This is a genomic window from Allomuricauda sp. R78024, assembly GCF_044596045.1.
GTDB lineage: Bacteria > Bacteroidota > Bacteroidia > Flavobacteriales > Flavobacteriaceae > Flagellimonas.
On sequence record NZ_CP138995.1, the window covers coordinates 386,608 to 413,351 of the forward strand.

The 26,744-nt window shown below is 36.6% G+C and carries 22 protein-coding genes; 16 read left to right on the plus strand and 6 right to left on the minus strand.

What is annotated here, in order from left to right; genetic code table 11:
* Positions 1-3: 3 nt before the first annotated feature.
* Entirely contained in the window at positions 4-447 is a 444-nt protein-coding gene (locus tag SJY44_RS01665; protein ID WP_396591014.1) for a hypothetical protein, read from the minus strand.
* 69 nt (positions 448-516) lie between these two features.
* The gene (locus tag SJY44_RS01670) at positions 517-1,500 is read right to left on the minus strand and encodes a polyprenyl synthetase family protein (RefSeq protein WP_396591015.1); all 984 of its coding nucleotides are present in this window, start codon (positions 1,498-1,500) and stop codon (positions 517-519) included.
* A gap of 176 nt (positions 1,501-1,676) precedes the next feature.
* Between SJY44_RS01670 and SJY44_RS01675 the strand changes: the two genes are divergently transcribed.
* The 6 genes from SJY44_RS01675 to SJY44_RS01700 all read left to right on the plus strand — a co-directional run bounded on the left by SJY44_RS01675 (position 1,677) and on the right by SJY44_RS01700 (position 9,530).
* Entirely contained in the window at positions 1,677-2,225 is a 549-nt protein-coding gene (locus tag SJY44_RS01675; protein ID WP_298923022.1) for an RNA polymerase sigma factor, read from the plus strand.
* 5 nt (positions 2,226-2,230) lie between these two features.
* A complete protein-coding gene (locus SJY44_RS01680) occupies positions 2,231-2,644 on the plus strand; it encodes a hypothetical protein (RefSeq protein WP_396591016.1) in 414 nt (137 codons plus the stop codon).
* Between the two features lie 223 nt (positions 2,645-2,867).
* A complete protein-coding gene (locus tag SJY44_RS01685) occupies positions 2,868-3,473 on the plus strand; it encodes a TetR/AcrR family transcriptional regulator (protein WP_298923024.1) in 606 nt (201 codons plus the stop codon).
* The gene (locus SJY44_RS01690) at positions 3,474-4,805 is read left to right on the plus strand and encodes a TolC family protein (RefSeq protein WP_396591017.1); all 1,332 of its coding nucleotides are present in this window, start codon (positions 3,474-3,476) and stop codon (positions 4,803-4,805) included.
* A gap of 23 nt (positions 4,806-4,828) precedes the next feature.
* Entirely contained in the window at positions 4,829-6,004 is a 1,176-nt protein-coding gene (locus SJY44_RS01695) for an efflux RND transporter periplasmic adaptor subunit (RefSeq protein ID WP_396591018.1), read from the plus strand.
* Between the two features lie 16 nt (positions 6,005-6,020).
* Positions 6,021-9,530, plus strand: coding sequence for an efflux RND transporter permease subunit (locus SJY44_RS01700; protein WP_396591019.1), 3,510 nt, complete (start codon positions 6,021-6,023; stop codon positions 9,528-9,530).
* Between the two features lie 73 nt (positions 9,531-9,603).
* Here the strand turns inward: SJY44_RS01700 and SJY44_RS01705 are convergent, their stop codons facing one another.
* Positions 9,604-9,954 (minus strand): nicotinic acid mononucleotide adenyltransferase, encoded by a 351-nt coding sequence (locus tag SJY44_RS01705; RefSeq protein WP_298923028.1) that lies wholly within the window; start codon positions 9,952-9,954, stop codon positions 9,604-9,606.
* A gap of 357 nt (positions 9,955-10,311) precedes the next feature.
* Between SJY44_RS01705 and aspS the strand changes: the two genes are divergently transcribed.
* The 5 genes from aspS to SJY44_RS01730 all read left to right on the plus strand — a co-directional run bounded on the left by aspS (position 10,312) and on the right by SJY44_RS01730 (position 16,062).
* Positions 10,312-12,057 carry an aspartate--tRNA ligase gene (gene aspS, locus SJY44_RS01710; protein WP_396591020.1) on the plus strand — a complete coding sequence of 582 codons (1,746 nt, stop codon included), beginning with the start codon at positions 10,312-10,314 and terminating at the stop codon, positions 12,055-12,057.
* A 24-nt stretch (positions 12,058-12,081) separates the two neighbouring features.
* Positions 12,082-13,659, plus strand: coding sequence for a hypothetical protein (locus tag SJY44_RS01715; RefSeq protein ID WP_396591021.1), 1,578 nt, complete (start codon positions 12,082-12,084; stop codon positions 13,657-13,659).
* Between the two features lie 170 nt (positions 13,660-13,829).
* Complete coding sequence (locus SJY44_RS01720; protein WP_396591022.1) at positions 13,830-15,530, plus strand: chloride channel protein; 1,701 nt, start codon at positions 13,830-13,832, stop codon at positions 15,528-15,530.
* Entirely contained in the window at positions 15,527-15,790 is a 264-nt protein-coding gene (locus SJY44_RS01725; RefSeq protein ID WP_396591023.1) for a hypothetical protein, read from the plus strand. Before SJY44_RS01720 ends, SJY44_RS01725 begins: the two co-directional genes overlap by 4 nt.
* 80 nt (positions 15,791-15,870) lie before the next feature.
* Positions 15,871-16,062 (plus strand): cold-shock protein, encoded by a 192-nt coding sequence (locus SJY44_RS01730; RefSeq protein ID WP_163420978.1) that lies wholly within the window; start codon positions 15,871-15,873, stop codon positions 16,060-16,062.
* 57 nt (positions 16,063-16,119) lie between these two features.
* Here SJY44_RS01730 and SJY44_RS01735 read toward each other — a convergent pair whose 3' ends face one another.
* Both SJY44_RS01735 and SJY44_RS01740 read right to left on the minus strand, forming a co-directional pair.
* Positions 16,120-16,569 carry a nucleoside deaminase gene (locus SJY44_RS01735; RefSeq protein ID WP_396591024.1) on the minus strand — a complete coding sequence of 150 codons (450 nt, stop codon included), beginning with the start codon at positions 16,567-16,569 and terminating at the stop codon, positions 16,120-16,122.
* A gap of 102 nt (positions 16,570-16,671) precedes the next feature.
* Positions 16,672-17,787 (minus strand): hypothetical protein, encoded by a 1,116-nt coding sequence (locus SJY44_RS01740; protein WP_396591025.1) that lies wholly within the window; start codon positions 17,785-17,787, stop codon positions 16,672-16,674.
* A 132-nt stretch (positions 17,788-17,919) separates the two neighbouring features.
* Here SJY44_RS01740 and dxs point away from each other — a divergent pair, with 132 nt between their 5' ends.
* Positions 17,920-19,701, plus strand: coding sequence for a 1-deoxy-D-xylulose-5-phosphate synthase (gene dxs / locus SJY44_RS01745; RefSeq protein WP_396591026.1), 1,782 nt, complete (start codon positions 17,920-17,922; stop codon positions 19,699-19,701).
* Positions 19,692-20,747, plus strand: coding sequence for a DUF3078 domain-containing protein (locus SJY44_RS01750; protein WP_396591027.1), 1,056 nt, complete (start codon positions 19,692-19,694; stop codon positions 20,745-20,747). The genes dxs and SJY44_RS01750 overlap by 10 nt, the downstream gene beginning before the upstream one ends.
* Here the strand turns inward: SJY44_RS01750 and dgt are convergent.
* Complete coding sequence (gene dgt / locus SJY44_RS01755; RefSeq protein WP_396591028.1) at positions 20,744-22,102, minus strand: dGTP triphosphohydrolase; 1,359 nt, start codon at positions 22,100-22,102, stop codon at positions 20,744-20,746. The genes SJY44_RS01750 and dgt overlap by 4 nt on opposite strands.
* A gap of 329 nt (positions 22,103-22,431) precedes the next feature.
* Here dgt and SJY44_RS01760 point away from each other — a divergent pair, with 329 nt between their 5' ends.
* The 3 genes from SJY44_RS01760 to SJY44_RS01770 all read left to right on the plus strand — a co-directional run bounded on the left by SJY44_RS01760 (position 22,432) and on the right by SJY44_RS01770 (position 26,744).
* Positions 22,432-23,631: a porin gene (locus tag SJY44_RS01760; protein WP_396591029.1), complete on the plus strand. Its 1,200-nt coding sequence runs from the start codon at positions 22,432-22,434 to the stop codon at positions 23,629-23,631.
* Between the two features lie 75 nt (positions 23,632-23,706).
* Positions 23,707-26,004 carry an anion permease gene (locus SJY44_RS01765; protein ID WP_396591030.1) on the plus strand — a complete coding sequence of 766 codons (2,298 nt, stop codon included), beginning with the start codon at positions 23,707-23,709 and terminating at the stop codon, positions 26,002-26,004.
* A gap of 23 nt (positions 26,005-26,027) precedes the next feature.
* Positions 26,028-26,744, plus strand: a complete 717-nt coding sequence (locus SJY44_RS01770; protein WP_396591031.1) for a DUF6503 family protein — start codon at positions 26,028-26,030, stop codon at positions 26,742-26,744.

Sequence of the window (26,744 nt, forward strand, 5' to 3'; positions counted from 1 at the left end):
TAACTAATCCTCTCTAACAAACAAGTATGCTCCCCCGTCCCAAGGGCGTGCATCGGAAATAAGCTGGTTTCCACATATTTGGATAGATCCATCAAGATAAGCTGGTCTGGGGTCAAAAGAAACATAAAATATCGACTCCGATTCATCTATGCTCCAAACGCCTTCTGAAATGATTTTTGAATCTTCCATCAATGAATAGGTCATATCTAATTTGAATTGAGCCATTACCAATTTATCAGCCTTTGTGGGTCTTGGATCTAAACAAAAAGAGCAATTGCTTTCTATCCATTTCCATTTCCCTGTTAATTCACTCTCTAACAAAGAAGCATCCTCAATCAGCCCTTCCTCACAGTTGTAAAAAGAATTAATTTCAAATATTTCATCTTTCTCATTATCACTAGAACAAGCCAATCCAAATAAAACCAAGAATAAAACCGAAAGCCTCATATCCAAAACGTATCACGGGTTCATCCTATAGATGGGCACATACATATTAGGTTGCTTTTGAAAATCTTCCTAAACAGTTCGTTTCATCAAGTTTTCCCCAAACTGTTTTAAAATGGCTTTATTAGCATCAGGAATAGAGATAGTGGTTAAAGCATCAAATGCTTTTTGAGTATACCCATTGATTTCCTTTTTAGCTTCTTCCACCGCCCCACTTTCCACAAAAATAGACTTTACCGTTTCCACCTTTGTTCCAGAATCTTCAGGTTTTAACGAATATAGATGCAAAAGACCTTCTCGTTGCTCCTTTTCAGCATATTCCAAAGACTTTAGAAAAAGAAATGTTTTCTTGTTTTCAATAATATCTCCACCTACCTGTTTTCCAAAAGTTTCTGGATCTCCAAAAACATCTAAATAATCGTCCTGTAACTGAAAGGCTATGCCCAAATTTTTCCCGAACTCGTAAATCGCTTCAGTATCATCCTGTGAAGCATTTGCAATGATTGCCCCCATCTTCATGGCTGCTGCTACTAAAACAGCAGTTTTATATTCAATCATTTTTAAATACTCAGGGATAGTAACATCGTCCCTAGATTCAAAATCCACATCATACTGCTGACCTTCACAAACTTCAATTGCAGTTTTGCTGAAAAGCGAAGTGAGTTTTTTAAAAATTTCTGGTGAATAGCTTTCAAAAAACTGATATGAATTGATCAACATGGCATCTCCGGACAAAATACCAGTATTTACATCCCATTTTTCGTGAACTGTGGTTTTTCCTCTTCGCAGTGGAGCGTCATCCATTATATCATCATGCACCAAGGAAAAATTATGGAAAACCTCTATGGCCATAGCGGAGTCCAGGGCATCTTTAAAGTTTCCACCAAACAAGTCAGCAGTCATAAGTGTGAGGATAGGTCTTAATCTTTTGCCTCCTAGTCCAAGGATATAATTTATAGGTTCATAAAGATTCTTTGGTTCTTTTGTTTTGATTTTGCTCTCTAAATGAGAAATAAATGCAGCCCCATACTGCTCAATGGTATTCGAATTCGTCATAAATCAAAAATACTGTCAATAAATTAAATTGTTTGGTAATTCCACAAGAGTTTACCTATCCCTTTTGCATTTAAAAAATCAAGATTAGCAAGATTCGAAAAAAGTTTATGCAAAAAACGCAATAGATTTGAAAAGCTTCGTCTTTATAGTTGAAGACAGCAAACAGCCCTTTTTGAATGGTTTCCAATAAAGAGAACTATAAAAATCTGACAACTTTTTTTGATGATGAGTATCATTCTCTAAAGGCATATGTGCGTTCAAAAGTGGATGATACAACAGAAAGAGATGCAGAGGATATTATTCAAGATGTGGCTTTACGAATATTCTCAAGGTCAGATGATTCTTCTCCTATAAACAATATTGCAGGCTTTGTCTACAACTCCATCAAAAACAGAATAATTGATGTGATGAGAACCAAAAAGAATCAAGTACATGAGGCTGATGATATTGATAAACAATGGGCGGGGTTTGCAGAACTATTTTACGGTACAGCGGACAATGCGTACCCAGAAGATTCAATGCAAGCCCTTAAAAAAGCAATAACCCAGCTAAAACCTTCTTATCAAGACATTATTATAGCTATTGATTTTGAAGGTTATACGTATAGAGAAATTGCCGAACAAACAGGCATTTCCCTTGGAACATTAATGTCAAGAAGACACAGGGCTTTGTCCCTTTTATCAAAAAATCTAGAAATCGAAAAAATAAGAATTAACAAAAATTAAAGAGTATGGAACATTCAGGTAGATACGAAAGAAAAGTGGAGAGGTACGTAACCAAAGGATTCAAAATTTTGTTCATGGTCATCTTTGGTATTCTCATGATCTTTTTAATGGGCTTTGTGTTCATGTGGTTGTGGAATTGGTTAATGCCAGACGTTTTTGGCCTTACCACGCTTACGTACTGGCAATCTTTTGGTTTATTGGCACTGGCCAAAATAATTTTTGGTTTTGGCAACCATTCCTCAAAAGGTGGGGGTCATAAAAAGTCCAAAAGACATGATAGGTTTAAAAATTATTGCAATTCCAAAAATGGCAATTCTGATTGGAAGCACTATGATCAATTTTGGAAAGAAGAAGGAGAAGAGGCCTTTAACGCTTATATCAATCGAATTAAAAAAGAAGATTATGATGACCGAGGATAAAAAAAATAATCCGATACAAAGAAGACAAGGCTACCGATACAAGACTTTTTTTTGGGGTTCAAGTTCTAAAACAACAGTCCAGTCCAATAAAAGTTTCTTCTTTCGTCTTTTTATGGGTAGTTGAACCATTATTTCCAAAGATTTAAGCATTTGTTAAAAAAATGTAAAACTTTGGAAACTTTTTTTGTTTTTAAAGTTTCCGCATCTATTTTTGCTCCCGATTATGCGAGAAAAGATTTTACATAGAGCTACGGAGCTATTCTTAAATCTAGGGTTTAAGAGTGTAACAATGGATGATTTGGCCAATGAAATGGGAATTTCAAAAAAGACCATTTATTCCCATTTTGAGAACAAAACAAAGTTGGTAGAGGAAAGTACATTGGATTTGTTTTGGTTTATTTCAAACGGTATTGATGAAATTGTTGCATTGCAAAAAAACCCAATTGAAGAATTGTACGAAATAAAGCGATTTGTAATGCATCATTTAAAAGATGAAAAATCATCGCCACAATACCAATTACAGAAATACTATCCAAGAATTCATGATACGCTCAAGAAAAAACAATTCGATGTCATGCAGGATTGCGTGGTAGATAATATTAAAAGAGGTGTGGATTTAGGTATTTATAGAGACAATCTCAACATTCAATTTGTTTCCAGAATATACTTTTCTGGAGTAATAAGTATAAAAGACAATGGTCTTTTTCCAATGACTATTTTTTCAAACAAACAATTGGAAGATGACTATTTAGAATATCATATAAGGGGTATTGTAACTCCAAAAGGAAGAAAAGTATTAAACTCAATCATCAATTCAAACCAAGAATAAATGCGAACAACCTTAATTAGTTTACTGTTAATAATACCATTGTTTTCCCAAGCACAGGAAGACAAAAGTAGCTTTAGCCTGGATGAAGCAATAGCCTATGCATTGCAGCACAACTATTCTGTTATTAATGCAGATAGGGATATTGTAGACGCACAAAAGCAAAAATGGGAAACCATTGCCGGCGGGCTTCCTCAAATCGATGGAGCTATAAGCTACCAAAATCAGCTTAAACAGCCAGTGTCCCAAATCCCAGCCGAGTTTTTTGGCGGTGAGCCAGGGACTTTTCAAGAGGTAGTTTTTGGACAGCCTCAATCTGCAACCGCAACTGCAACATTAAAACAACAAATTTTTGATGGATCATATATAGTTGGTGTTCAAGCAACAAAAGCCTTCTTAAGCTATAGCCAGAATAACAAGGAAAAAACTGATTTAGATGTTAGAAAAGCCGTTGTAGAGGCTTATGGAAATGTATTGTTGGCGCAAGAAAGTGTATTAATCTCCGAAAACAACAAAGCCACTTTAGAGAAAAACCTATATGAAACCAAGCGAATTTATGAGAATGGGCTTGGTGACGAAGAAAGCGTAGATCAACTGCAAATAACCCTATCATCCATAGAAAGTCAACTTAAAAATGCGAGGCGATTGGAGAAAATAACACTTCAAATGCTCAACTTGATGATGGGTTTACCTATTACATCCCCCACAGAACTTACGGAGAGTCTTGATGATTTAGCTCAAAAGCAAATTGATTTGGGCTTATTGGATTCTGAATTCAATATAGAGAACAATGTAGACTATAGGTTGGCACTCAACTTAAATGAACAACGTTATTATGAGCATAAGTTAGAAAAAAGCAGGGCCCTTCCTTCTTTGAATGCTTTTGTTAATTATGGAGGCAATTCTTTTAGTGATAGTTTTAATTTTTTAAGTAGTGGACAAAAATGGTTTGGCCAATCTATTTTAGGGTTTGACCTTAATATCCCTATTTTCAGCTCTTTAAAGAGAAGTGCAAGTACGCAACGTGCCAAAATAGCTCTAGAAAAGGCTAAAACGCAATTCACAGAAGCTCAGGAACAGATTCGATTACAGTTGGAAAGCGCAAAGAGTGATTACATTCTTTCTATAGAGGAATATGATACCTCCAAGCAAAATTTAAAACTTGCCGAGCGTATCGAAAATAAAAATCAAATTAAATATTCTGAAGGATTGGCAACCAGTTTTGAACTTAGACAAGCACAGACACAACTATATTCAACACAGCAAGAATATTTGCAATCCATGGTTGACGTAATCAACCGCAAAACCCAATTGGAAATCATATTAAATCAATAGTCAAAAAAGAAAACCATATCAACATGAAAAATTTAATATATCTAGTACTTACAGCACTTGTTTTATCTTCTTGCGGAGGAGGAAACAATGGTTCGGTAGAAAGTGTTATCGCTGGGAACGATTTAGAAGCAATTCGAGCAAAGCGAACAGAAATTACTAATCAACAAAAGGGATTGGAGATGGAAATTCAATCCTTGGATTCTGTAATTGCGTTGTTGGATGATAATGCAAAATTACCACTGGTAACAACTATAGAAGCAAAAACTGAAAAGTTTGATCACTATTTAGAACTTCAAGGTAACGTAACCACAAAACAGAATGTGCTTGTTTATCCAGAAATATCGGGCACATTAAACCGTGTTTATGTTAAGGAAGGTCAAAAAGTGAAAAAGGGACAATTGTTGGCTTTAATTGATGATGGAGGTTTGTCAAGCCAGTTGGCACAAATGAAAACACAAGCTGCATTGGAAAAAACCACTTTTGAGCGTCAAAAAAGTCTATGGGAACAAAATATTGGTTCAGAAATTCAGTATCTACAGGCTAAAACAGCCTATGAAGCTCAGGAAAGTGCCGTAAAGCAGATGCAGAGTCAAGTTTCTAAATCTACTATTAGAGCTCCATTTTCAGGAATCATTGATGATGTTATAAAAGATCAAGGTACTGTTGTTAGTCCGGGTCCAGGTTCTGAGGTTTTCCGTATTGTGAACCTAACCAATATGTACATTAAAGTAGAAGTTCCAGAAAGTCATTTACCCAATGTTACGCCAGGGAAAAATGTTAATGTCTATTTCCCAGTACTTGGCGATAGCGTTACCACCAAAGTAAGACAGACGGGCAATTTTATAAATCCAAGCAACAGATCTTTTACAGCTGAAATTCCTGTTCCAAGTAATGGCGGCAACATAAAGCCAAACCTTACCGCGAAGGTTATGATCAATGATTATACCAATGAGAATGCTATTCTAATTCCTCAAAGTATCGTTTCTGAAAATGCAGAAGGAGAGCAGTATGTTTATTTAGTAAATGCTGATTCTATTTCTTCTGATGCCATAGCGCAAAAAGTAATTATCACTACCGGGAAAACTCAGGGAGATTATGTAGAAGTGCTTTCTGGGGTCAATAATGGCGATGGTATTATTGATGAAGGCGCAAGAAGCGTTAAAGAAGGGCAGAAAGTAAAAATCAAGAATGGCCAATAGCCAAAAGACATAGATTATGAGTAAGCAAAAGAAAAAAGTAGATAAAGAATTTGGGCTGGCATCATGGGCTATTGACAATAAAACAACTATGTATGTTTTAATTGCGGTCATCCTATTTTTAGGAGCATCCGCCTATTTTAGCATGCCCCGAGAGAACTTTCCAGAGATAAAAGAGACCAAGATTTATATTAGCTCGGTCTACCCAGGAAATACAGCAGAGGATATTGAAAAACTGATTACCGACCCGCTCGAAGACGAGCTTAAAACGGTTAGTAATGTGGTGGAGATAACCTCAACATCTCAAGAAGATTATTCCATAATCATTGTGGAGTTTGATGAAAGCATAACAGTAGACGCGGCCAAGCAAAAAATAAAAGACGAAGTCGATACCGAAACAGCTAGTGAAGACTGGCCCACTTTTAATGGTGCTAAAGTTGAACCCAATGTTTTCGACTTGAGCATGTCCGAAGAGATTCCTATTCTAAACATCAATATCTCTGGAGATTATCCAATTGATAAACTAAAAGAATATGGCGAGTATTTGGAGGATGAGATTGAGAGTCTACAAGAAATAAAACAAGTTGATATACGTGGTGCTCAAGAAAAGGAAGTAGAAGTTGCGGTGGACATTTACAAAATGATGGCTGCCCAAGTTAGTTTCGACGATATTATCAATACTATTGGTAATGGAAACACAACAATTTCTGCTGGAAACTTAATTACAAGCGGACAACGCAGAACTATAAGAATTGTTGGTGAAATCGATGACCCCAATGAGCTTGAAAACTTTGTAGTAAAGTCTGAAAACGACAATCCTATTTATTTAAAGGACATTGCTGTAGTTACATTTAAAGAAGAGGACAAAACAACCTACGCAAGAGAATTTGGACACCCAGTTGTAATGTTGGATGTTAAAAAACGTGCCGGTAAAAACATGGTTGCCGCCGCAGAACAAATTCAGGTAATTGTCGAGGATGCTATTAAAAATGTATTTCCCCAAGATTTAGAAGTAAGTATTGCCAATGATCAATCATCAAAAACTATAGGTCAGGTTGATGACCTGGTAAACAATATCATTTTTGGGATTATACTGGTTGTTACTGTATTAATGTTCTTCTTAGGATTTAAAAACGCTCTTTTTGTAGGGTTTGCAATTCCTATGTCAATGTTCATGTCCTTGATGATTTTGAGTCTTTTAGGGTACACAATGAATACCATGATTCTTTTTGGTTTGATTATGGGTCTTGGTATGCTGGTGGATAATGGTATCGTGGTTGTAGAAAACGTATATCGTTTAATGGATGAAGAAGGTATGTCCCGCATACAAGCAGCTAAAAAAGGAATTGGAGAAATTGCTTTCCCAATTATTATTTCCACATTAACTACGGTTGCTGCCTTTGTACCGCTTGGACTTTGGCCAGGAGTAATGGGACAGTTTATGATTTATTTCCCAGTGACTTTATCCGTTGTTCTTGGATCGTCATTGTTTGTGGCCATCTTCTTTAACTCGGTATTGGTGTCACAATTTATGACCACTGAAGACAAAGACATGCCAATAAAGCAAATCATTAAAATAACAGCAATCATGGCAGGAATTGGATTGCTGATCTTGATTTTTGGTGGAAGCTATAGAGCCTTAGGTACCTTAATGATAGTGACTTCTATTTTGCTTTGGATCTATAGACTCTTTTTAAGAAATTGGGCCAATGGTTTTCAGAATAAAATCTTACCTAGATGGGAAAGATTCTATGAAAAAACACTTAGAAAAGCACTAACTGGAAGAAAACCTATTTTCATTGCCATAGGCACATTTGTATTACTCTTTCTTGCTTTTATGGGCTTTGGGGCTTCCGTTGGAAGTCAACGTACTAAGGTGGAATTCTTTCCAGACAATACGCCAAATCAGATTATTGTTTATATAGAATATCCTGAAGGAACGGACATTAAGAAAACCAACGAGATTACCAATGAGGTTGAGCAAAGGGTGTATGATATTATTAATGAAGATGCCTATTTGCACGGAGATTACAATTTCCTAACAGAAAGTGCAGTTTCCCAAGTAGGTGAAGGTGCTGGAAATCCACAAACAGATGGTGGTTCTGCAGCAGAAATGCCTCACCGTGGAAAAATTACTGCAACCATGCGAGAATATAAATTCCGCGAAGGAGCTGATAGTAATGACCTGCTAAAAATGGTACAAGAAGCTTTGAAAGATGTGTATCCCGGGGTTGCCATTTCTGTAGAGAAAGATGCCGTTGGCCCGCCAGCAGGATATCCTATCAATATTGAATTGGAAGGAGATGATTATTCTGAATTGATTGCTACTGCGGAAAGAATGCGTAACTATATCAACGCAAAAAACATCCCGGGAATTGATGAGCTTAAAATTGATGTAAATAAATCTAAACCCGCCATGCTGGTTGCTGTGGATAGAAAGAAAGCTGGAGAGCTTGGTGTAGCAACCGGTCAAGTTGGACAACAACTCCGTAATTCAATATTTGGTGCTAAAGCTGGAATCTATAAAGAAGATGGTGAGGATTATGATATTTATGTTCGCTTTAATGAGGAAAATAGATACAATACAAGTGCAATTTTTAACCAAAAAATCACTTTTAGAGATCAATCTTCAGGTCAAATAAAGGAAGTACCTGTTTCCGCTGTTGCAAAGCAGGTAAATAGCTCTGGTTTTAGTGCGATTAAACATCGTGATGTAAAACGTGTTGTTACAGTTTATTCAGCCCTTGCGCCAGGATTTACGGATGCAGGTGCAATTGTAAGCAAGGTTCAGGACGAAATGGAAAGTTTCAATGACCTTCCCGCTGGAATACATATTGATTACACCGGTCAGATAGAAGAGCAAAACAAACAAATGGCGTTTTTGATGGGAGCATTCTTTACGGGTCTCGGATTAATTTTCTTCATTTTAATTTTCCAGTTCAACTCTGTTTCAAAACCGGGAATCATCATGTTGGCCATTTTCTTGAGTTTGATAGGGGTATTTGGTGGTATTGTTGCTACAGGAAGCGCATTTGTTATAATGATGACCATGATGGGGATTATTTCCCTTGCTGGTATTGTTGTAAACAACGGGGTGGTTCTATTAGATTATACTCAACTGCTTATTGATAGGAAGACTGTGGAACTTGAGTTGGAAGATGATGAATTGTTAAGTTCTGAAGACTTTACGGAAGCTGTTGTTAAAGGTGGTAAGGCAAGGTTACGCCCTGTACTGCTTACAGCAATTACCACAATATTAGGATTGATCCCATTGGCAACAGGATTCAATATTAATTTCTTTACTCTCTTTAGTGAGTTTAATCCAAATATCTACTTGGGAGGTGATAACGTAATTTTCTGGGGGCCTTTGGCCTGGACGGTAATTTACGGATTGTTGATTGCTACCTTTTTAACTCTAATTGTGGTTCCTATTCTATTTAGCCTTGTCTATAGGGTTAAAGTAAGAGTTAGAAAAAACAGAATTAGAAAAGAAGAGAATAAAAAAGAGGCTCTTGATATTGCTGCTTAGCAAAGAAAGTGCCTTATAAATAAAAAAGCCCTGGCAAATTGCCAGGGCTTTTTTATTTATAAATTTATCTAACTTAATTGTCTACCGAAACAACTTCAGATTGGTTCCAGTTTTTTACATTAACAATTCTGTTATTTGCAAAATCAACTTCTTTTAAAATCTGAGCTTCCCAAAAGAACCACTTGCCAGACTTCTTTCCTTCATTGTATTTTCCAGAGGCTATTTTTTTGCCATCTACATTGTACATAAACCATTGTCCATGTAACTTTCCTTTTAACAGATACCCTGTTTGGGCTATTTCGCCGTTTTCGTGAAAATATGTAGCTTTTACCATTTTCCCCACTTTTTCAAAAGTCGGTTCTGTATCCTGTGGATACATACAAACCGAAAACATCACTGCTAAAAAAAATATTGCTTTCTTCATATTAAATGGGATTATAAATTCTTTTATCTAACGTAATAAAGTTACAATTATTTTACATTAATTACACATTTAAATAACAATTAATTTACATTAAACTTGTAAATATCTATTTATCAGCTATTTGATATTTTTATAAATGATATTATTTAAGTTATTTACCGATAAATTGAAGCAGAAAAACTCTTGAACTGACTTTAATGTAAATTTTAAATTGCCAAAAAACTTACTAAATATTGTTAAGATAAAATCAGAAAAATGCTATTCGATTTTGGATAAAGTTTATACTCCATCAGAAAATCTAGATATCTAGCGGTATATATTCACATTCCTCTTAAATTTGCCGCTCAGATAGAAATCATGTATAGAAGTAACACCTGTGGTGACTTAAGAACATCACATATAAATAAAGAAGTAGTCTTAAGTGGTTGGGTTCATAAAGTAAGGGACAAAGGCTTTGTGATCTGGATAGACCTTCGTGACCGTTATGGCATTACGCAATTGGTACTTGACCAAGACCGTACTTCTACTGAGCTTTTGGAAAAGGTCAAGGAGCTTGGGCGTGAAACTGTTATTCAAATTAAAGGTCTGGTAATTGAACGAGCCTCTAAAAACCCAAACATTCCAACAGGAGATATAGAAGTCCTTGTAACCGAACTTCAAATATTAAATGAATCTATTTTGCCACCTTTTACCATTGAAGATGATACAGATGGTGGTGAAGATATTCGTATGAAATATCGCTATCTGGATATTCGAAGAAATCCCGTTAAAAATAATCTTATGTTTAGGCATAAGGTGAGCATGGAAGTACGTAAATACCTTTCCGACCAGGGATTCATTGAAGTTGAAACTCCCTATTTAATAAAGTCCACACCGGAAGGTGCTAGAGATTTTGTTGTTCCCAGTAGGATGAATGAAGGGCAGTTTTATGCCCTCCCCCAATCCCCACAAACTTTTAAGCAATTGCTTATGGTTGGTGGAATGGACAAGTATTTTCAGATTGTAAAGTGTTTTAGGGATGAAGATCTAAGAGCTGACAGGCAACCTGAATTTACGCAGATAGATTGTGAAATGGCATTTGTGGAACAAGAGGATATTTTAAATGCTTTCGAGGGATTAACCAAGCATTTGCTAAAAGAAGTTCACGGCATAGATTCACAAGATTTTCCGAGAATGACGTATGATGATGCAATGCGTTTGTATGGTAATGACAAACCTGACATTCGTTTTGGAATGGAGTTCGGAGAACTTAACACCGTTGCCCAACACAAAGATTTTAATGTATTCAACTCAGCAGAGTTGGTGGTTGGTATTGCGGTTCCGGGTGGGGCTTCCTATACCCGAAAAGAAATTGACAAACTTATTGATTGGGTTAGAAGGCCACAGGTAGGCGCCAAAGGCATGGTCTATGTAAAATGTAATGAAGATGGCACTTACAAATCTTCCGTTGATAAATTTTATAACCAAAAGGATTTGGCCAAATGGGCAGAAGTGACCAAAGCCAAGACGGGAGACCTTATGTGTGTGCTTTCAGGAAACACCAATGAAACAAGGGCTCAATTAAGTGCACTGCGTATGGAATTGGCAGAACGTTTAGGTCTTAGAAAACCAGATGAATTTGCGCCTTTATGGGTCGTTGATTTTCCATTATTGGAATTAGATGAAGAAACTGGCCATTACCATGCCATGCATCATCCGTTTACCTCCCCCAAACCCGGACAGTTAGAATTACTGGAAACCAATCCTGGTGAAGTAAAGGCAAACGCTTATGATTTGGTATTGAACGGGAACGAAATTGGTGGTGGATCCATCCGTATTCATGATAAAGAAATTCAGGCTACCATGTTCAAGCATCTAGGTTTTACCTCAGAGCAAGCAAAAGCACAATTCGGATTCTTAATGGATGCTTTCCAATACGGAGCACCCCCACATGGAGGAATTGCCTTTGGCTTAGACAGATTGGTCGCTATTTTAGGTGGACAGGAAACCATTAGAGATTTTATTGCCTTCCCTAAAAACAACAGTGGTAGAGATGTCATGATAGATGCTCCTGCTATAATTGATGATGAGCAACTCAAGGAATTAGGCCTGAAACTAATGTAACAATCAAATCTTATCAAATACACTATGGTTACCAAAACTACCATTTTCAATTTCCTTTTCGCATTGGTATTTGGAACTTTTATCTCCTCATGTTCAAGTGATGGGGACAAAGAGGTTCCCGATGATGATTCATCAACCGTTGAAGACATCACCCCTCCTTCAATAGATCTTCAAGGGCTTCTTAATGATCAAGTTTTGAGCGAAAAAGTTCAAATAACGGTGAACTTATCTGATGACAATACCCAAAACATCAATTTGAAAATCCTTCTAGATGGAGAGGAAATCTATGATAGTAGCTCCGAATATTCCCTAGAATTTGACCCCGATCTATATACTGTTGGGGAAAAAATGCTTCGATTTGTTGCCACGGACGATGCTAACAATTCTGACGTGGTAGAAATTAATGTCAAAATCCAACGAATCCTGCTGAGATTGTTTATAGAAGAAAATTATATTCGTAACCCAATAGAGCAAGCTTATGCCTTTTTATCCGATGTCCAGGGCAACCCACTGGATAGTTTGGAAATTAGCAACCAACAAAGTCACCTGTTCCTTGCTCCTTTAAGCTTCGATGCACAGAAAGATTTTGTTTTGACGGTGGTTACAAAGGAAAGAAATGATTTAGTCAATATTGAATCAACTCCAGGTTTAAACAGAGAAAAATTGTCGGAATTTTACTTGAAGAATAAAGGAAGGTTTGACTTTGAGACCATTGACATTAATTATGCCTCCACAGGTTTTCCTCATCTTGAAGGACTTGGGTACACATATTTAGTGTTTACTCCAAACCAGAATGAGGGAACATTAGATTTACTCGACAGGGAAAACCCTACCGATTACATCTACATATTGTCACCAGGTGGTCCTGTAAACGGCACTCATTTTGTTGCTAAACTTAAAAGAGATACTATTTCCAATCCGTTGATATTGGACATTGATGATTTTAATTCCGATAATATCTCCGTTGGAAACTTTCCATACGCGGACAATTCTGACATTAATCTAATAGGTTTCGAAAACTTGGACGATTTCCAGAATTACCGATTTCACAACGCCCTGTTTGGAATTGGTCAGATAATAAGTCCAGATAAAATCTTACACCCATATATTGATAACTTCGCTTTTTATCGACATTCTTATACAGATCTTTATGGAAGTAATCTAGATGGTTACAGATATCTTGGCGAAGGACTCCCGCTTAATGAATATAACCCAATTGAAACTGACCTTTCTACCGTTGTGGAGAATGGTACCATACAAATTACATACAGCCCAATCAATGATTATTTTAGTGGTAAGGTTCATCTAAAGTCCGAAAATCAAAAATCAAATTGGGTAATAACTTTCAATCCTTCTATGGACAAAGAGTTGATTTTGCCAAAAATGCCTGTTATTGGAGGCTTAGAGTCACTTGACCTTTTGGACTATGCAATTAAGTCTTCACGAATTTCAAGATATTCCGATGTGGGTTCGTATGATGAATATCTTTTAAAGGTAAAAAGCAAAGCATTCAACTATTATAGTCATTCTTCTTTTACAGAGCATATAACCATTTGGCCCAGTCAAGATAATCGAGAGCAATACCTAGATCCACTTCGTTAGACAAGGTACATTTTTTGCTATTTAGCCAATCTATCCTAAATTTTTGCGAATTTTGGTGCTTACAGAAATATTCAATAAATCATCAAATAGTGGTTTTTGCCAAAAAAGCTCTTAAAAAATTTCTAAAATGGCGATATAAAAATATCTCCAATAGGACTTTTGTTCATATCATGAGCTTAGCGGTTGGTTTTTTGGCAGGATTGGTCGCGGTTACTTTAAAAAACACTACCTATTTTATCCAATCCCTATTAGAAAAAGGAATAGTTTTTTCTGAAAATCAGCTATACTTTATTTTGCCTATCGTTGGTCTGGCATTGGTCTTTCTATATGTGAAATTCGTTCATAAAAAGCCTATACAACATGCGGTGTCCTCTATAATTTTCTCGCTCTCTAAAAAAGGAGGGTTGTTGTCAGTAAAAGATATTTATACCCCTTTAATTGCTGCACCATTAACTGTTGGTTTTGGGGGATCTGTGGGATTACTCGGGCCAGCTGTTAAATCAGGGTCGGCACTAGGTTCAAATCTTAGTAGATTGTTTCATATAGATGCCAAAACACGTTCCTTGTTAGTGGCTTGTGCATCTGCTGGTGCAATATCATCCATTTTTCAGTCACCCATTGCTGCCATTATTTTTGCTGTTGAAGTATTTACTTTGGATTTGACCATGCTCTCCATGCTTCCATTGCTTTTGGCTTCAATTTCTGGTGTACTTACTTCCTATTTCTTTTTAGGCAACGAAGTACTTTTTAGCTTTTCACTATCTGAAGGATTTCAACTCAAGGACACTTTTTTCTATATTCTGTTGGGAGTGGGAACAGCATTTGCTTCCATATATTTCACCAAGATGTATTTTGGAATTTTTGATTTATTCAAGCGCTTTAAAAGTCCAAAATACAAGCTTCTCGTTGGTGGTATTGCCATAGGGATTATGCTGTATGCTATTCCCCCTTTATATGGTGAAGGCTTTGGTTTTATAAACAATCTGTTGGAAGGAGACCATTTAAAAGCTTTGGGCAAAACCCCTTTTGATGCCTACACCTCCAATATATGGGTAGTGATTGCCCTTTTATTTGGCATTATCATTTTTAAGGCAATTGCTATGACCACAACTTTCGCTGCTGGTGGTGCTGGCGGAATTTTTATTCCTACCATGGTTATGGGCAGTGCTTTGGGCAATGTGGTTGCAAAAATCATCAATAACCTTGGACTTGGTTTTGAGGTTTCTGAAAGTAATTTCACGCTCATTGGTATGGCAGGATTAATTGCAGGGGTAATCCATGCCCCCCTAACCGCCATTTTCTTGATTGCTGAAATTACTGGAGGCTATCAACTTTTTGTCCCATTAATGATTACAGCTTCCATATCCTATTTAATAACCAAAAATGCATTGGATTATACCATTTACACTAAAGAGCTAGCAAAAATAGGAGCTGTTTTAACCCATAATAAAGATCAGATGGTTTTGGGATTAATGGAAATGGATGATGTCATAGAAAAAAACTTTAAGTCAGTTCGTCCAGAAATGTCTCTTGGTGAAATGCTACACGAATCAGTTTCAAAATCAAAAAGAAATATTTTTCCAGTTTTAAATGAGGAAGAAAAATTAATGGGCATTATAGTTCTGGATGATATCCGTGAATTCATGTTCGATAACGACCTTTACAATTCCGTTTATGTGAAAAATTTAATGCATGCCCCGCCAGAACACATTTTCTATGATACCGATAGCATGAAAGTTGTTATGCGAAAATTTCAGGATAGCGGTGCTTGGAACCTACCGGTCATCAAAAAAGGAAAATATATCGGCTTTATTTCCAAATCAAAATTGCTAACAGCGTACCGCAGAAAACTAATTAATTACACCCGATGAAGTTCAAGCTTAAATACATAATCGTTTTAATCGTGTTGCTTTCTTTCTCCTCAATTATCTATGGTTTTACAATCAAAGAAGATGATCTTGCTACAGCAAACAAATATATTGGATTTGGAACTGTAGGGCTTTTCCTTATAGCAATGCCTCTTTTTTTGATAAAAGAAAGCAAAGGGAAAAGCATGAAAGATTATATGTTAACCAACGAGAACGTTAAAAAAATGCAAGGTAAAGAGCAGAAAAATGCTGAAAATCAATAATTTTCACAAGATTTAAAGCTTATTTCACCTAGGTATATTTAAAATACCCTACTTTAGTATTTTAACAATTACTTATTTTAATGACTGGCACAGTAAAATTTTTTAATGGATCCAAAGGTTTTGGGTTTATTACCAACGACGACACAGGAAAAGACATTTTTGTTCATGTTACGGCATTGAACGGAGTGGAATTGAACGAAGGCGACAAAGTAGAATACCAAGAAGAAGAAGGAAGAAAAGGAGTGGTTGCTGCACAAGTGCAGGTAATCTAACAACAATATTTTATTTTGATTTGATTAGACCCTGATGAATTCATCAGGGTTTTTTATTTAATTCAAATTTCTTCTTTGTATAAAAAATCGCTTCAATAATTCTGCAGCTTCTTTTTCCAGAACACCCCCAACTAGCTCTGTTTTTGGATGCAATTGTCCCCCAATCACATTAAACCCCCTTTCTAAATCTGGAGCTCCATAAACAATTCTTGAAATTTGGCTCCAATACAATGCCCCTGCACACATTTGGCAAGGCTCCAGCGTAACATACAAGGTGCATTCATGAAGATATTTGCCTCCTAAAAAATTAGAGGCTGAAGTAATTGCTTGCATCTCTGCATGTGCTGTCACATCTTTTAATCGTTCCGTTAAATTATGCGCTCTTCCAATAATTCTGTCCTTGACCACTACAACCGCGCCCACGGGAACTTCTCCATTTTCAAAAGCTATTTCAGCCTCTTGCAAGGCTTTTTTCATAAAGTAGTTGTCGTCAAAAGGGTTTTCCATAGTAATATTTAAACTTAATGCACAATAGTACTTATTACAGACATTTTAAACAAAAAACCCTTTGCAAAAGCAAAGGGTTTTTAACCAATCTTTCAGTTTAATTTATTTTTTCTCGAAATACGCTTTAAAAACTTCTTCGAATATACCATCACCGTCATCATCAAATGATTCTGTAATGATCAAAGAATTTCCGTCTAGTTCTATAAAACCATCATAAAGTAATTCCCCGTCACCTGGTTGATATGTTTGTTCACCTTCCCCATCGGTACCCGCGTCATTATATGAATACTCCACTATAGTCAATCGTTTTTCATCAGCCACGTAAGCCCAATTACCAAAACTTGTATAATGGTACACATATTCAATATAACTTGCCTCACAGCTTTCTATTGATGTATTGTAATCTAGATAATCCTCTCCACCTTTGTATTCATATTCATAGGTTCCGTCTTCTTTAAAAGTAATGCTTCCAAATTCTACCAAATAGCACTCTTCAAATTCCAAAGTCATTTCATTTGAACAAGTTGCAGTATTTGTATCACATTCCGAAACACCAGCAAGATCAATATCTATTCCGCCTTCTTCTCCAGGGTATTCCTCTTTTGTAAGGTTCCATTCAGCAACTAAATTGCCATTACCTCCCCAGCTTTCAACAGTAACACAAACTTCTTGTGGCGCACTTATATTACCATCAGCATCATACACACAGATTACATAGCAAAAAGTACCTGGTTCAATATTAGAATTGAAATCAACATCTAACGTATCATCATCTTCCTTGGCGGTAATAAGCGAAACATTTTTTCCGTTTTTTCCCATAAATCTTTTTAAAGACTTAGCAGATGAAGAGTTAGCATTAATATCAATATCATAATAGCTATCCGCCATAGTGCCGTCATTTGCTTTAAATTGAAGATAAGCCCCTGTTATGGCGGCATCAGAATCAATGGAAACTTCAAAACCTTCTCCTAATAAGGCCGTTTTGCTTGAAGCCGAAACGTCCAACGAAATTGCTTCGTTTGGTGTAGGTGGAGTTCCGTCATTCTTTGTTCCGCCTTGAATAACTACATTATTGGCAACTTCATTTGCCTGTAATGGTGTGTTTTCCAATTCTTCAATAGCTTGGTCGTTCTGATCATTATCCGATTCACTATCCTTACTACAAGCAGCTAATGTTACTACTAGGGCCAGTGCCCAGATTTTTAGATTGTTTGTCATGTTTTGTATTGGGTTATTATTTAAAGCCTAAAAATAAAGTTGAAAAATTGCGTTGTAAAAACTTTGTTGTAAAGCCCATAAAAACAATTGTCAAAGTTCAAAAGATGTAGCTTTGTAAATTATGCTGATAAAATGGAGAAGCCATTTCTTAAACATATCAACACTCCTAAAGACCTCAAAAAATTAACTTTGGATGAGTTACCTCAGCTTGCCCAAGAATTAAGAGAATTTATCATTGATGTTGTATCTACCAAAGAAGGACACCTTGGAGCCAGCTTGGGCGTTATAGAGCTCACTATTGCATTACATTATGTTTTTGATACTCCTAATGATAAATTGATATGGGATGTAGGTCATCAGGCCTATGGACATAAAATTTTAACAGGCAGAAAAGATGTTTTTGAAACCAACCGGCAATTAGGCGGTATTAGTGGTTTTCCAAAAATGAATGAAAGCGAATATGATGATTTTGGAACCGGGCATAGCTCCACTGCAATCTCCGCGATTCTTGGAATGGCAATGGCATCCAAATTAAACAGAGCACATTTAAAACAGCACGTTGCTGTAGTGGGAGACGCTTCCATAGCCAGCGGAATGGCTTTTGAAGGCTTAAATCACTTAGGGGTTTCAGATGTAAATGCTCTGATTGTCCTAAACGATAATGCTATTGGAATTGATCCAAGCGTTGGCGCCTTAAAAAAATACTTGACCAATGTAAAAGCAGGTACCGCTAAAGATGAAAATATTTTTGAATGCCTCAATCTAAACTACACAGGTCCAATTGATGGACATAATGTAATAGGGCTAGTTGAGGAACTTGAGAGATTAAAGGCAGTAAGTGGGCCCAAACTTCTCCATATTATAACAACAAAGGGAAAGGGTCTTAAGAAAGCTGAGGAAAATCAAGTCGTTTATCATGCCCCTGGAAAATTTGATAAAAACACAGGAGAACAACTTAAAAAATCAGATACTGAACAACCTCCAAAATATCAAGATGTTTTTGGACATACCCTAGTTGAGTTGGCCAAAAAAAATAAGAAGATCGTTGGAATTACGCCAGCCATGCCTACTGGAAGCTCCTTGAAATATATGATGGACGAAATTCCAGACAGAGCTTTTGATGTGGGCATAGCAGAACAACATGCTGTTACCCTTGCTGCGGGAATGGCCACTCAAGGACTTATACCATTCTGTAATATTTATTCCACTTTTTTACAACGGGCCTATGATCAAGTTATACATGACGTCGCCTTGCAAAACCTACCCGTAATCTTTTGTTTGGACCGGGCCGGGCTTGTAGGTCAGGATGGTCCAACACACCATGGGGTGTTTGATCTAGCATATTTAAGGTGTATTCCAAATCTTATTGTGTTTGCTCCAATGAATGAAATGGAGCTTCGGGACATAATGTATACCAGCCAAAATGGTCTGGATTCCCCAATTGCAATCCGATACCCTCGTGGGAGAGGCGTGAATTTAAACTGGAAAAACGAATTTAATACTATTGAAATAGGCACAGCTCGCTGTTTGAAGGAAGGTTCTAAGACCGCTATGCTAACTTTGGGTCATATTGGAAATGAAATCTCTACAATCTTGAAAGAATTGGGGCAACCTGAATCAATAGGGCATTACGATATGCGTTTTGTAAAACCTCTGGACAAGAAATTGCTAAAAACTATTTTTCAGAAGTATGAAAATATCATCACCGTTGAGGACGGCTGTAAAATAGGTGGTTTTGGATCTGCAATTTTAGAATTCTCAAATGAAGAAAAATTTTCAAAACCTGTTAAAATTTTTGGTGTGCCAGATAGGTTTGTTGAACATGGAACAATACAAGAAACACGGCAAATAGCTGGTATAGATTTTGATGCATTAAAAACTTACATTAAATCAACCTTAGACCAATGCGATTAATTTGTTTTTCTATTCTTTTCCTTATTGTTTTTTCTACCCAAGCACAAGTAAATCTTCTAAAAGTATTTGAGCCTGACAGCACCGACACAGGCTTTAGGGTGGTTCGGATAAAGGATGTAAAACTCAAATATGTGCCAAGGAGTGCTAAACTCACCGATCCAAGAACTGTGCTAAATCGGGTAAAACCGTTAAGCAAATGGTACAAGCGCTTTAAACCACAATCCTTTTGGGATAAAGTAAACGAGTTTGGCCTCAACATCAACGAAGTTGCTTTTGTAAACTGGAATGCAGGTGGCGATAATTCTGTATCCGCATTGGCAAACATGCGTTTTGTTAGAAACTATAAGTTTAGATATCTAAATTGGGATAATGAATTACGGTTACGATACGGCCTCAATGCCCAAGAAGGCAGACAGCTTAGAAAGACCGATGACCAAATTAGGCTATCCTCTACTGTTGGCTTTAGAAAAGACACCATCACTAATTGGTACTATTCGGTTAAAGCAACGTTCAACACGCAATTCTCCAATGGTTTTAAATACCCAAACAGAACCGCTCCAATTTCAAGGTTTATGGCTCCAGGTTATCTTTTCTTAGGAGCTGGTACGTCTTATATCCCCGAAGGGGGGAAATTCAATTTATATATATCTCCCATCACCCAAAAAGCAACATTTGTTTTAGATGAAAATTTATCCAATCAGGGGGCATTTGGTGTAGATGAAGGAGAACATATATTTATGGAGATTGGTTTTCTTGTCACCAATACTTGGGAGAAAGAAGTGCTGAAAAATGTGTTTATGAACCATCGTCTAAGCCTGTATACAGATTACCTTATAAGTTTTGGCAATATTGATGTGGATTGGGAAGTAACATTCAATTTAAAGGTAAATGACCATATCAATGCAAATATAGGAACGCATCTTATTTACGATAATGATATCAAGTTTGACGAAGTGGTTGCGGACGATGGAACTGTCATTAACCCAGGAATTGCCAGAATACAGTTTAAGCAATCATTGGGTGTAGGGCTTACGTATGCTTTCTAAAACTGTTTCCCCATTATCTTATTATGAATATGTACTGCAGCACTATCTGATAGGCTGGCCACAAAACAACACGTATCCAACAAAATCTTGTAGATAGAGCTTTCCGTGTTTTTATAGTTTTCAGGTAAACTTTGAATCAACAGTTTATCATAATTGGTATGAATTCCTTCTTTCTTGTTGACCAATGCAGTTGTATAAACATCAAGGATATCGGAAATGATTTTGTATCCTGCCAATTCTTTATCAACTACTTCAGTAGATTGATAAACCTTCTCAACGCTCAATTTTATGATATCATCTATTTGTGCTTTATACTTTCCTTTATCCAGTAATGCAGCATCAAAGCTTCCCGTTAGAATCTCTGTTTCATTTTCTTCAAAAACTTCTACAGCATCCATGATCAAAGTATTTATAGCCAATGCTCTTAAATAGCTCAGGCGGTCACTGGATTGCTTCATGGAATTATATTTTTTGGTGTTAATGTTTTCTTTCACCAAATTAATCAGATACTCCAGCGCATATTCCTCAGGAATAAGCTCCAAATTAATTCCATCTTCAAAATCAATAATAGTGTAACAGATATCGTCGGCTGCTTCTACCAAATAAGTCAATGGATGCCTATAAAATCCAACACCTGTATTTTTAGGATTGTCAATCAGCCCTATCTCATCCACGACTTCCATAAAAAAGTCCTTTTCAGATTGAAAAAACCCAAACTTCTTGTCTGCAATATGTTTAGAAGGTTTCTTAGGGAGCGAAGCTTTAGGGTATTTCATAAATGCCCCCAAAGTAGCGTAACTCAAACGAAGCCCGCCTGGAACACCTTCTCTAGATTCCGTTAGTAACTTAAACCCATTGGCATTCCCTTCAAAATCAATCAAATCTTGATATTCCTCATTGGATAGAAGAGCTTTGTACTTTTTTCCGTTTCCTCTTTCAAAATAGCTTCCAATGGCCTTTTCTCCGCTGTGTCCAAAAGGAGGGTTTCCTATATCATGTGCTAATGCTGCCGCTGCCACAATAGCGCCAAAATCACTAAAATGGTACCCATGGATGTCATTCAAATATGGATATTTTGATAGAATCTTCTGCCCTGCAATTCGTCCTAAAGTCCTACCAACCACTGAGACCTCCAAACTATGCGTAAGCCTGGTGTGCACAAAGTCCTTTTTAGAACCTACACTTATGGGTAATGGAATAACTTGGGTCTTGTCTTGCAGACTCCTAAAGGTTGAAGAAAAAATAATACGGTCATAGTCGACCTCAAAACCCAGACGGGTTTCTTCTTGCTCTTTGCGCAGCCTTTTATGCGTATCCCCATGTCTTTTTAAGGAAAGTAATTGTTCCCAATTCATAACCAAATGTATATTAAAGTGCAATATACAGTTTATGTATGCTTCTAGTCATATTAGCAGATATTGCCTTAAACAAAAACCTTTATGGGGCACCTAAGTTTAAACTTAAGTTAATCTTTAGGTTACAATAAATTAGTTTTTCTGTCGGATTTTTGTTCTTGTCTTAAGGCAAAACGGATTTCAGGATATATTAGTTTTTGTCGACTATTCTTTTGAAATCTAAAATATGGCCACCTTGGCCAGGGTGGCCATTATCAAACATAACATAAAACAAACGTTAAATTAACATTGATATTAGTTATTTGCACTCGACAAAAACTAATATTAAAATGAAATTAAAATTCTTGACCATTGGTGTGGTCACTTTCTTTTGCCTTTCTTCCTATTCTCAAGTTGAAGCTCCTAAGTTTGGAAAAGGTCTCCTAAATATTGTCGGAAAAGATAGTACATGGACTATGAAATTTGCAATGCGCATGCAATTTTTGGGCATTGCTACATGGGATAATGGAACGGATAATGGCTTTGTAAATCCAGAGCAGAATTTTCTTGTTCGTAGAGCTAGGTTAAAATTTGATGGATTTGCCTATTCACCAAAGCTTAGGTATAAATTTGAATTGGGATTGTCAAATCGAGATATTTCCGGAACAAGTGAGTTTACAAGCAATGCTCCTCGGTACATATTGGACGCAGTAGTGATGTGGAATTTCCATCACAATTTTGAACTTTGGGTAGGACAAACAAAACTTCCTGGCAATATTGAGCGTGTTATTTCCTCTGGAAACTTACAACAGGTGGACCGTTCTTTGGTAAATAGTAGATTCAATATTGACCGCGATATGGGTATTCAATTAAGACATCATTTTAATCTTACGGATAAATTTTTGGTTCGTGAAAAGTTTGCTCTTTCACAAGGAGAGGGAAGGAATGTAACTACCGGAAACCTTGGTGGTCACCAATACACGGCAAGAATTGAACTACTGCCCTTTGGCAAATTTAAGAGCAAAGGAGATTATGTTGGTGCAGATCTTAAACGGGAAGCAACTGCAAAATTAATGTTGGCGGTTACCTACGATTCCAATCAAGATGCTGTAAGAACAAGGAGTAATTTAGGTTCTTATATGGCAAATGATGTAGGTTTCTATGAAACTACCATCAATACCACCTTTGTGGATGCCATGTTCAAATACAATGGTTTTTCACTAATGGGAGAATACGCCCATAGAGATGCCAAAGACCCAATCGCCAAAAATTCTGATGGTTCAGAAACTGGAGATCTAGTTCTTGTAGGTGATGGGTTAAACCTTCAAACCGGTTATTTGTTCAAAAGCAATTGGGAAGTATCTGGCAGATATACCAATATTAATTTTGACAACATCACCGGCAGAGATACAGAAACACAATACACACTTGGATTATCAAAATATCTTTTAGGCCATAAACTTAAAGTGCAAACAGATTTAAGTTATCTTTCCGTTGACGGCGGCACAGATGAATTGATGTATCGATTACAAATGGATGTTCATTTTTAAAAGAAAACATAACTTTTAAATAACATTGAAAATCAGCAAAGTATAGACATTTGAAAATTATTTTTTAATACTATTATGGACAATATTTACTTCCTAATGATTATCGCCCTAGCTGTTTTGGCAATTGCCGATTTAGTAGTGGGAGTCAGTAATGACGCAGTTAATTTTTTGAATTCAGCTATTGGCTCCAAAGCGATTTCATTCAAATCTATAATGATTATTGCAAGTATAGGTATCGCTTGCGGCGCTATTTTTTCAAGCGGTCTAATGGAAGTTGCGCGTAAAGGCATCTTTAATCCTGGTGAGTTCTATTTTCAAGAAATCATGTTCATCTTTATGGCTGTGATGATTACAGATATCCTGTTACTGGATTTTTTTAATAGTCACGGCCTGCCAACTTCTACCACGGTATCAATTGTTTTTGAGTTGCTGGGTGCTGCGGTCGCTATGTCTTTGTTGAAGATTGGCGCTGCTAATGGAGATTTTTCTGATGTAGTAAACTACATTAACACTTCAAAGGCAGTACAGATTATTTCCGGTATCTTACTGTCCGTTTTTGTTGCTTTTTCTATAGGCGCAGTCGTTCAATGGATATCTAGGCTGTTAATGTCTTATGATTTTGAGAAAAAGGCCAAATGGAGCGGTGCACTGTTTGGTGGAATAGCATTATCTTCAATAGCCTACTTTATCCTTATGAAAGGAATCAAAGGAACTCCGTATGCCAGCGAAACCTTTGATATTATTGGAGGAATGAAAATCAAAGATTTTCTAGAAGCTGAGGTTGTTCCAATTATAATTGTAAATTTTGTGTTATGGTCATTTCTTTCATACATATTAATTTATTTTACCAAGATCAATATCTATAAAGTAATAATTGGTGTTGGCACTTTTGCCCTTGCCCTTGCCTTTGCGGGCAACGATTTAGTAAACTTTATTGGTGTTCCCATAGCTGCTTGGCAAAGTTATGAGGCTTGGGTCGTTTCAGGAGTTCCAGCTACAGAATTTAGCATGGACGTTCTTTCAAAAAAAGTACCTACCCCTACCTTACTTCTTTTTATTTCAGGTATTATCATGGTAGCTACATTATGGCTTTCAAAAAAAGCACGTTACGTGGCAGATACCGAAATTAACCTCTCGAGGGAAGGGGAAGCAAAAGAACGGTTTCAACCCAACTTTATTTCAAGAGGTTTAGTCAGAATAGCATCTAAAGCCTCACTGTATACGATGGGCTTGTTACCAAAAAACTTAAAGGCAAAAATAGACAGGCAATTTGAAAAGCCAACAATTGCGCTGTCACAGGACAGAACCCATAAACTTCCAGCATTTGATATGGTTAGGGCAGCCGTCAACCTTATGGTCGCGGGAATTTTGATTTCTATAGCCACGTCCTACAAACTACCTTTGTCCACAACATATGTAACTTTTATGGTTGCTATGGGTACCTCATTGGCCGATAGGGCATGGGGGGCAGAAAGTGCTGTGTATAGAGTTGCAGGCGTCCTCAACGTAATTGGCGGTTGGTTTGGCACAGCAATAATTGCTTTTATTGCAGCTGGTACGGTTTTAACGCTAATAAATTTTGGTAAAGGAGCAGCAATTGCCATCTTATTGTTTACAGCCATATTGCTATTGGTTCGAAATTATAGTGCCTACAATAAAAAAATTAAGGAACAGAAAGCGGAGGATAGTCTTAATAGAGCTGAAAGCAGTTCAATACAAGGAGTTATTGAAGAAAGTGCCAGTAATATTGCAAATGTTATAAAAAGAACCAATAAAATCTATACCAACTCTATAAACGGATTGGCAAAACAAGATTTAGATCTTTTAAAAAAGAACAAGAAACAAGGCGCCAAACTTTCCTCAGAAATAGAGGATCTTAGAAATAATCTTTTCTTTTTTATCAAAAACCTTGACGAAGCAAATGTAGGAGCAAGTAACTTTTACATCAATATTTTGGGTCATCTTACTGACATTGCACAATCACTTGAATATATTGGCAAAGTAAGCCATACACACGTACACAATAATCATAAAAAGTTAAAGTACAACCAGATTAAAGAACTTAAAGAGTTAGATCTTAGGCTTGAGAAATTATTCTTGGATACACAGCAAATTTTTGAGAACAGAACATTTGAGGAAGTGGGAAGTGCATTGGAAGATAAAAATGCCTTGTTCGAGCTTATGTCGGATAAAATTCAACGCCAAGTTGCCAGAACCAGAACTGAAGAATCAAGTCCAAAAAATACTACCCTTTACTTCTCCATTTTGACAGAAAGCAAAGATTTGGTAGAAGTTATTTTTGAGCTTTTAGAGCTATATTATATAGAGCATGACAGTACCGTAGAACCGGCACGAATAGAAAAACAAGACTAGATTAACCTATCACTATTTTTTTTATGCGTTACCTTCTTTTAATTATAGTTTTTCTTGGTAGCAATGTCTTCTATGCACAAAACCTTACTGCTAAAGAGTTGTTGAACAAATCCATAGCATTCCACAATCCAGACAGCCAATGGGAGCATTTCAATGGAACATTTAATGTTCTTACCAAAAGGCCTGAATCAAGCGACCGATTAAGTTCGATTAAAATGGATCTTTTAAATGAACACTTTAGTTTGTCGGTTAAAAAAGATAGCACTTCCTATAGCTATATTTTTGATAAAGAAAATTGCACTACTAGTTTAAATGGTTCTAATGAAATCTCTGAAGCAGATAGAAAAGCACATAGACTTACATGCGAACGAGGTAAGATGATGCAAAACTACTATACCTATTTGTATGGCTTGCCAATGAAGATAAAAGACCCCGGCACCATTCTCGATGGCACCGTACGAACTAAAACCTTTAAAGGAAAGGAATACCTTGTTCTAAAAGTAAATTATGAAGAAGAAGTAGGTAAAGATGTTTGGTATTTTTATTTTGACCCCAAGACTTATGCCATGGAAGTATATCAGTTTTACCATGATGAAAGTAAAAACGATGGTGAATATATTCTTCTAGAAGGATTGGAAGAGATAAACGGGATAAAAATGCCTAAAACCAGAGCTTGGTATTACAATAAGGATGATAAGTATTTGGCCACTGATATTTTGATTCCGGCAGAAGTAAAGTAA

Coding starts and splice junctions, on each gene's coding strand:
- SJY44_RS01715 (WP_396591021.1), top strand. CDS start 12,082: ATGGTTACCAAAACTACCATTTTCAATTTCCTTTTCGCATTGGTATTT.
- SJY44_RS01665 (WP_396591014.1), bottom strand. CDS start 447: ATGAGGCTTTCGGTTTTATTCTTGGTTTTATTTGGATTGGCTTGTTCT.
- dgt (WP_396591028.1), bottom strand. CDS start 22,102: ATGAATTGGGAACAATTACTTTCCTTAAAAAGACATGGGGATACGCAT.
- dxs (WP_396591026.1), top strand. CDS start 17,920: ATGGAGAAGCCATTTCTTAAACATATCAACACTCCTAAAGACCTCAAA.
- SJY44_RS01680 (WP_396591016.1), top strand. CDS start 2,231: ATGGAACATTCAGGTAGATACGAAAGAAAAGTGGAGAGGTACGTAACC.
- SJY44_RS01675 (WP_298923022.1), top strand. CDS start 1,677: ATGGTTTCCAATAAAGAGAACTATAAAAATCTGACAACTTTTTTTGAT.
- SJY44_RS01730 (WP_163420978.1), top strand. CDS start 15,871: ATGACTGGCACAGTAAAATTTTTTAATGGATCCAAAGGTTTTGGGTTT.
- SJY44_RS01770 (WP_396591031.1), top strand. CDS start 26,028: ATGCGTTACCTTCTTTTAATTATAGTTTTTCTTGGTAGCAATGTCTTC.
- SJY44_RS01700 (WP_396591019.1), top strand. CDS start 6,021: ATGAGTAAGCAAAAGAAAAAAGTAGATAAAGAATTTGGGCTGGCATCA.
- SJY44_RS01720 (WP_396591022.1), top strand. CDS start 13,830: ATGAGCTTAGCGGTTGGTTTTTTGGCAGGATTGGTCGCGGTTACTTTA.
- SJY44_RS01760 (WP_396591029.1), top strand. CDS start 22,432: ATGAAATTAAAATTCTTGACCATTGGTGTGGTCACTTTCTTTTGCCTT.
- SJY44_RS01740 (WP_396591025.1), bottom strand. CDS start 17,787: ATGACAAACAATCTAAAAATCTGGGCACTGGCCCTAGTAGTAACATTA.
- SJY44_RS01750 (WP_396591027.1), top strand. CDS start 19,692: ATGCGATTAATTTGTTTTTCTATTCTTTTCCTTATTGTTTTTTCTACC.
- SJY44_RS01685 (WP_298923024.1), top strand. CDS start 2,868: ATGCGAGAAAAGATTTTACATAGAGCTACGGAGCTATTCTTAAATCTA.
- SJY44_RS01765 (WP_396591030.1), top strand. CDS start 23,707: ATGGACAATATTTACTTCCTAATGATTATCGCCCTAGCTGTTTTGGCA.
- SJY44_RS01670 (WP_396591015.1), bottom strand. CDS start 1,500: ATGACGAATTCGAATACCATTGAGCAGTATGGGGCTGCATTTATTTCT.
- SJY44_RS01690 (WP_396591017.1), top strand. CDS start 3,474: ATGCGAACAACCTTAATTAGTTTACTGTTAATAATACCATTGTTTTCC.
- aspS (WP_396591020.1), top strand. CDS start 10,312: ATGTATAGAAGTAACACCTGTGGTGACTTAAGAACATCACATATAAAT.
- SJY44_RS01695 (WP_396591018.1), top strand. CDS start 4,829: ATGAAAAATTTAATATATCTAGTACTTACAGCACTTGTTTTATCTTCT.
- SJY44_RS01725 (WP_396591023.1), top strand. CDS start 15,527: ATGAAGTTCAAGCTTAAATACATAATCGTTTTAATCGTGTTGCTTTCT.
- SJY44_RS01735 (WP_396591024.1), bottom strand. CDS start 16,569: ATGGAAAACCCTTTTGACGACAACTACTTTATGAAAAAAGCCTTGCAA.
- SJY44_RS01705 (WP_298923028.1), bottom strand. CDS start 9,954: ATGAAGAAAGCAATATTTTTTTTAGCAGTGATGTTTTCGGTTTGTATG.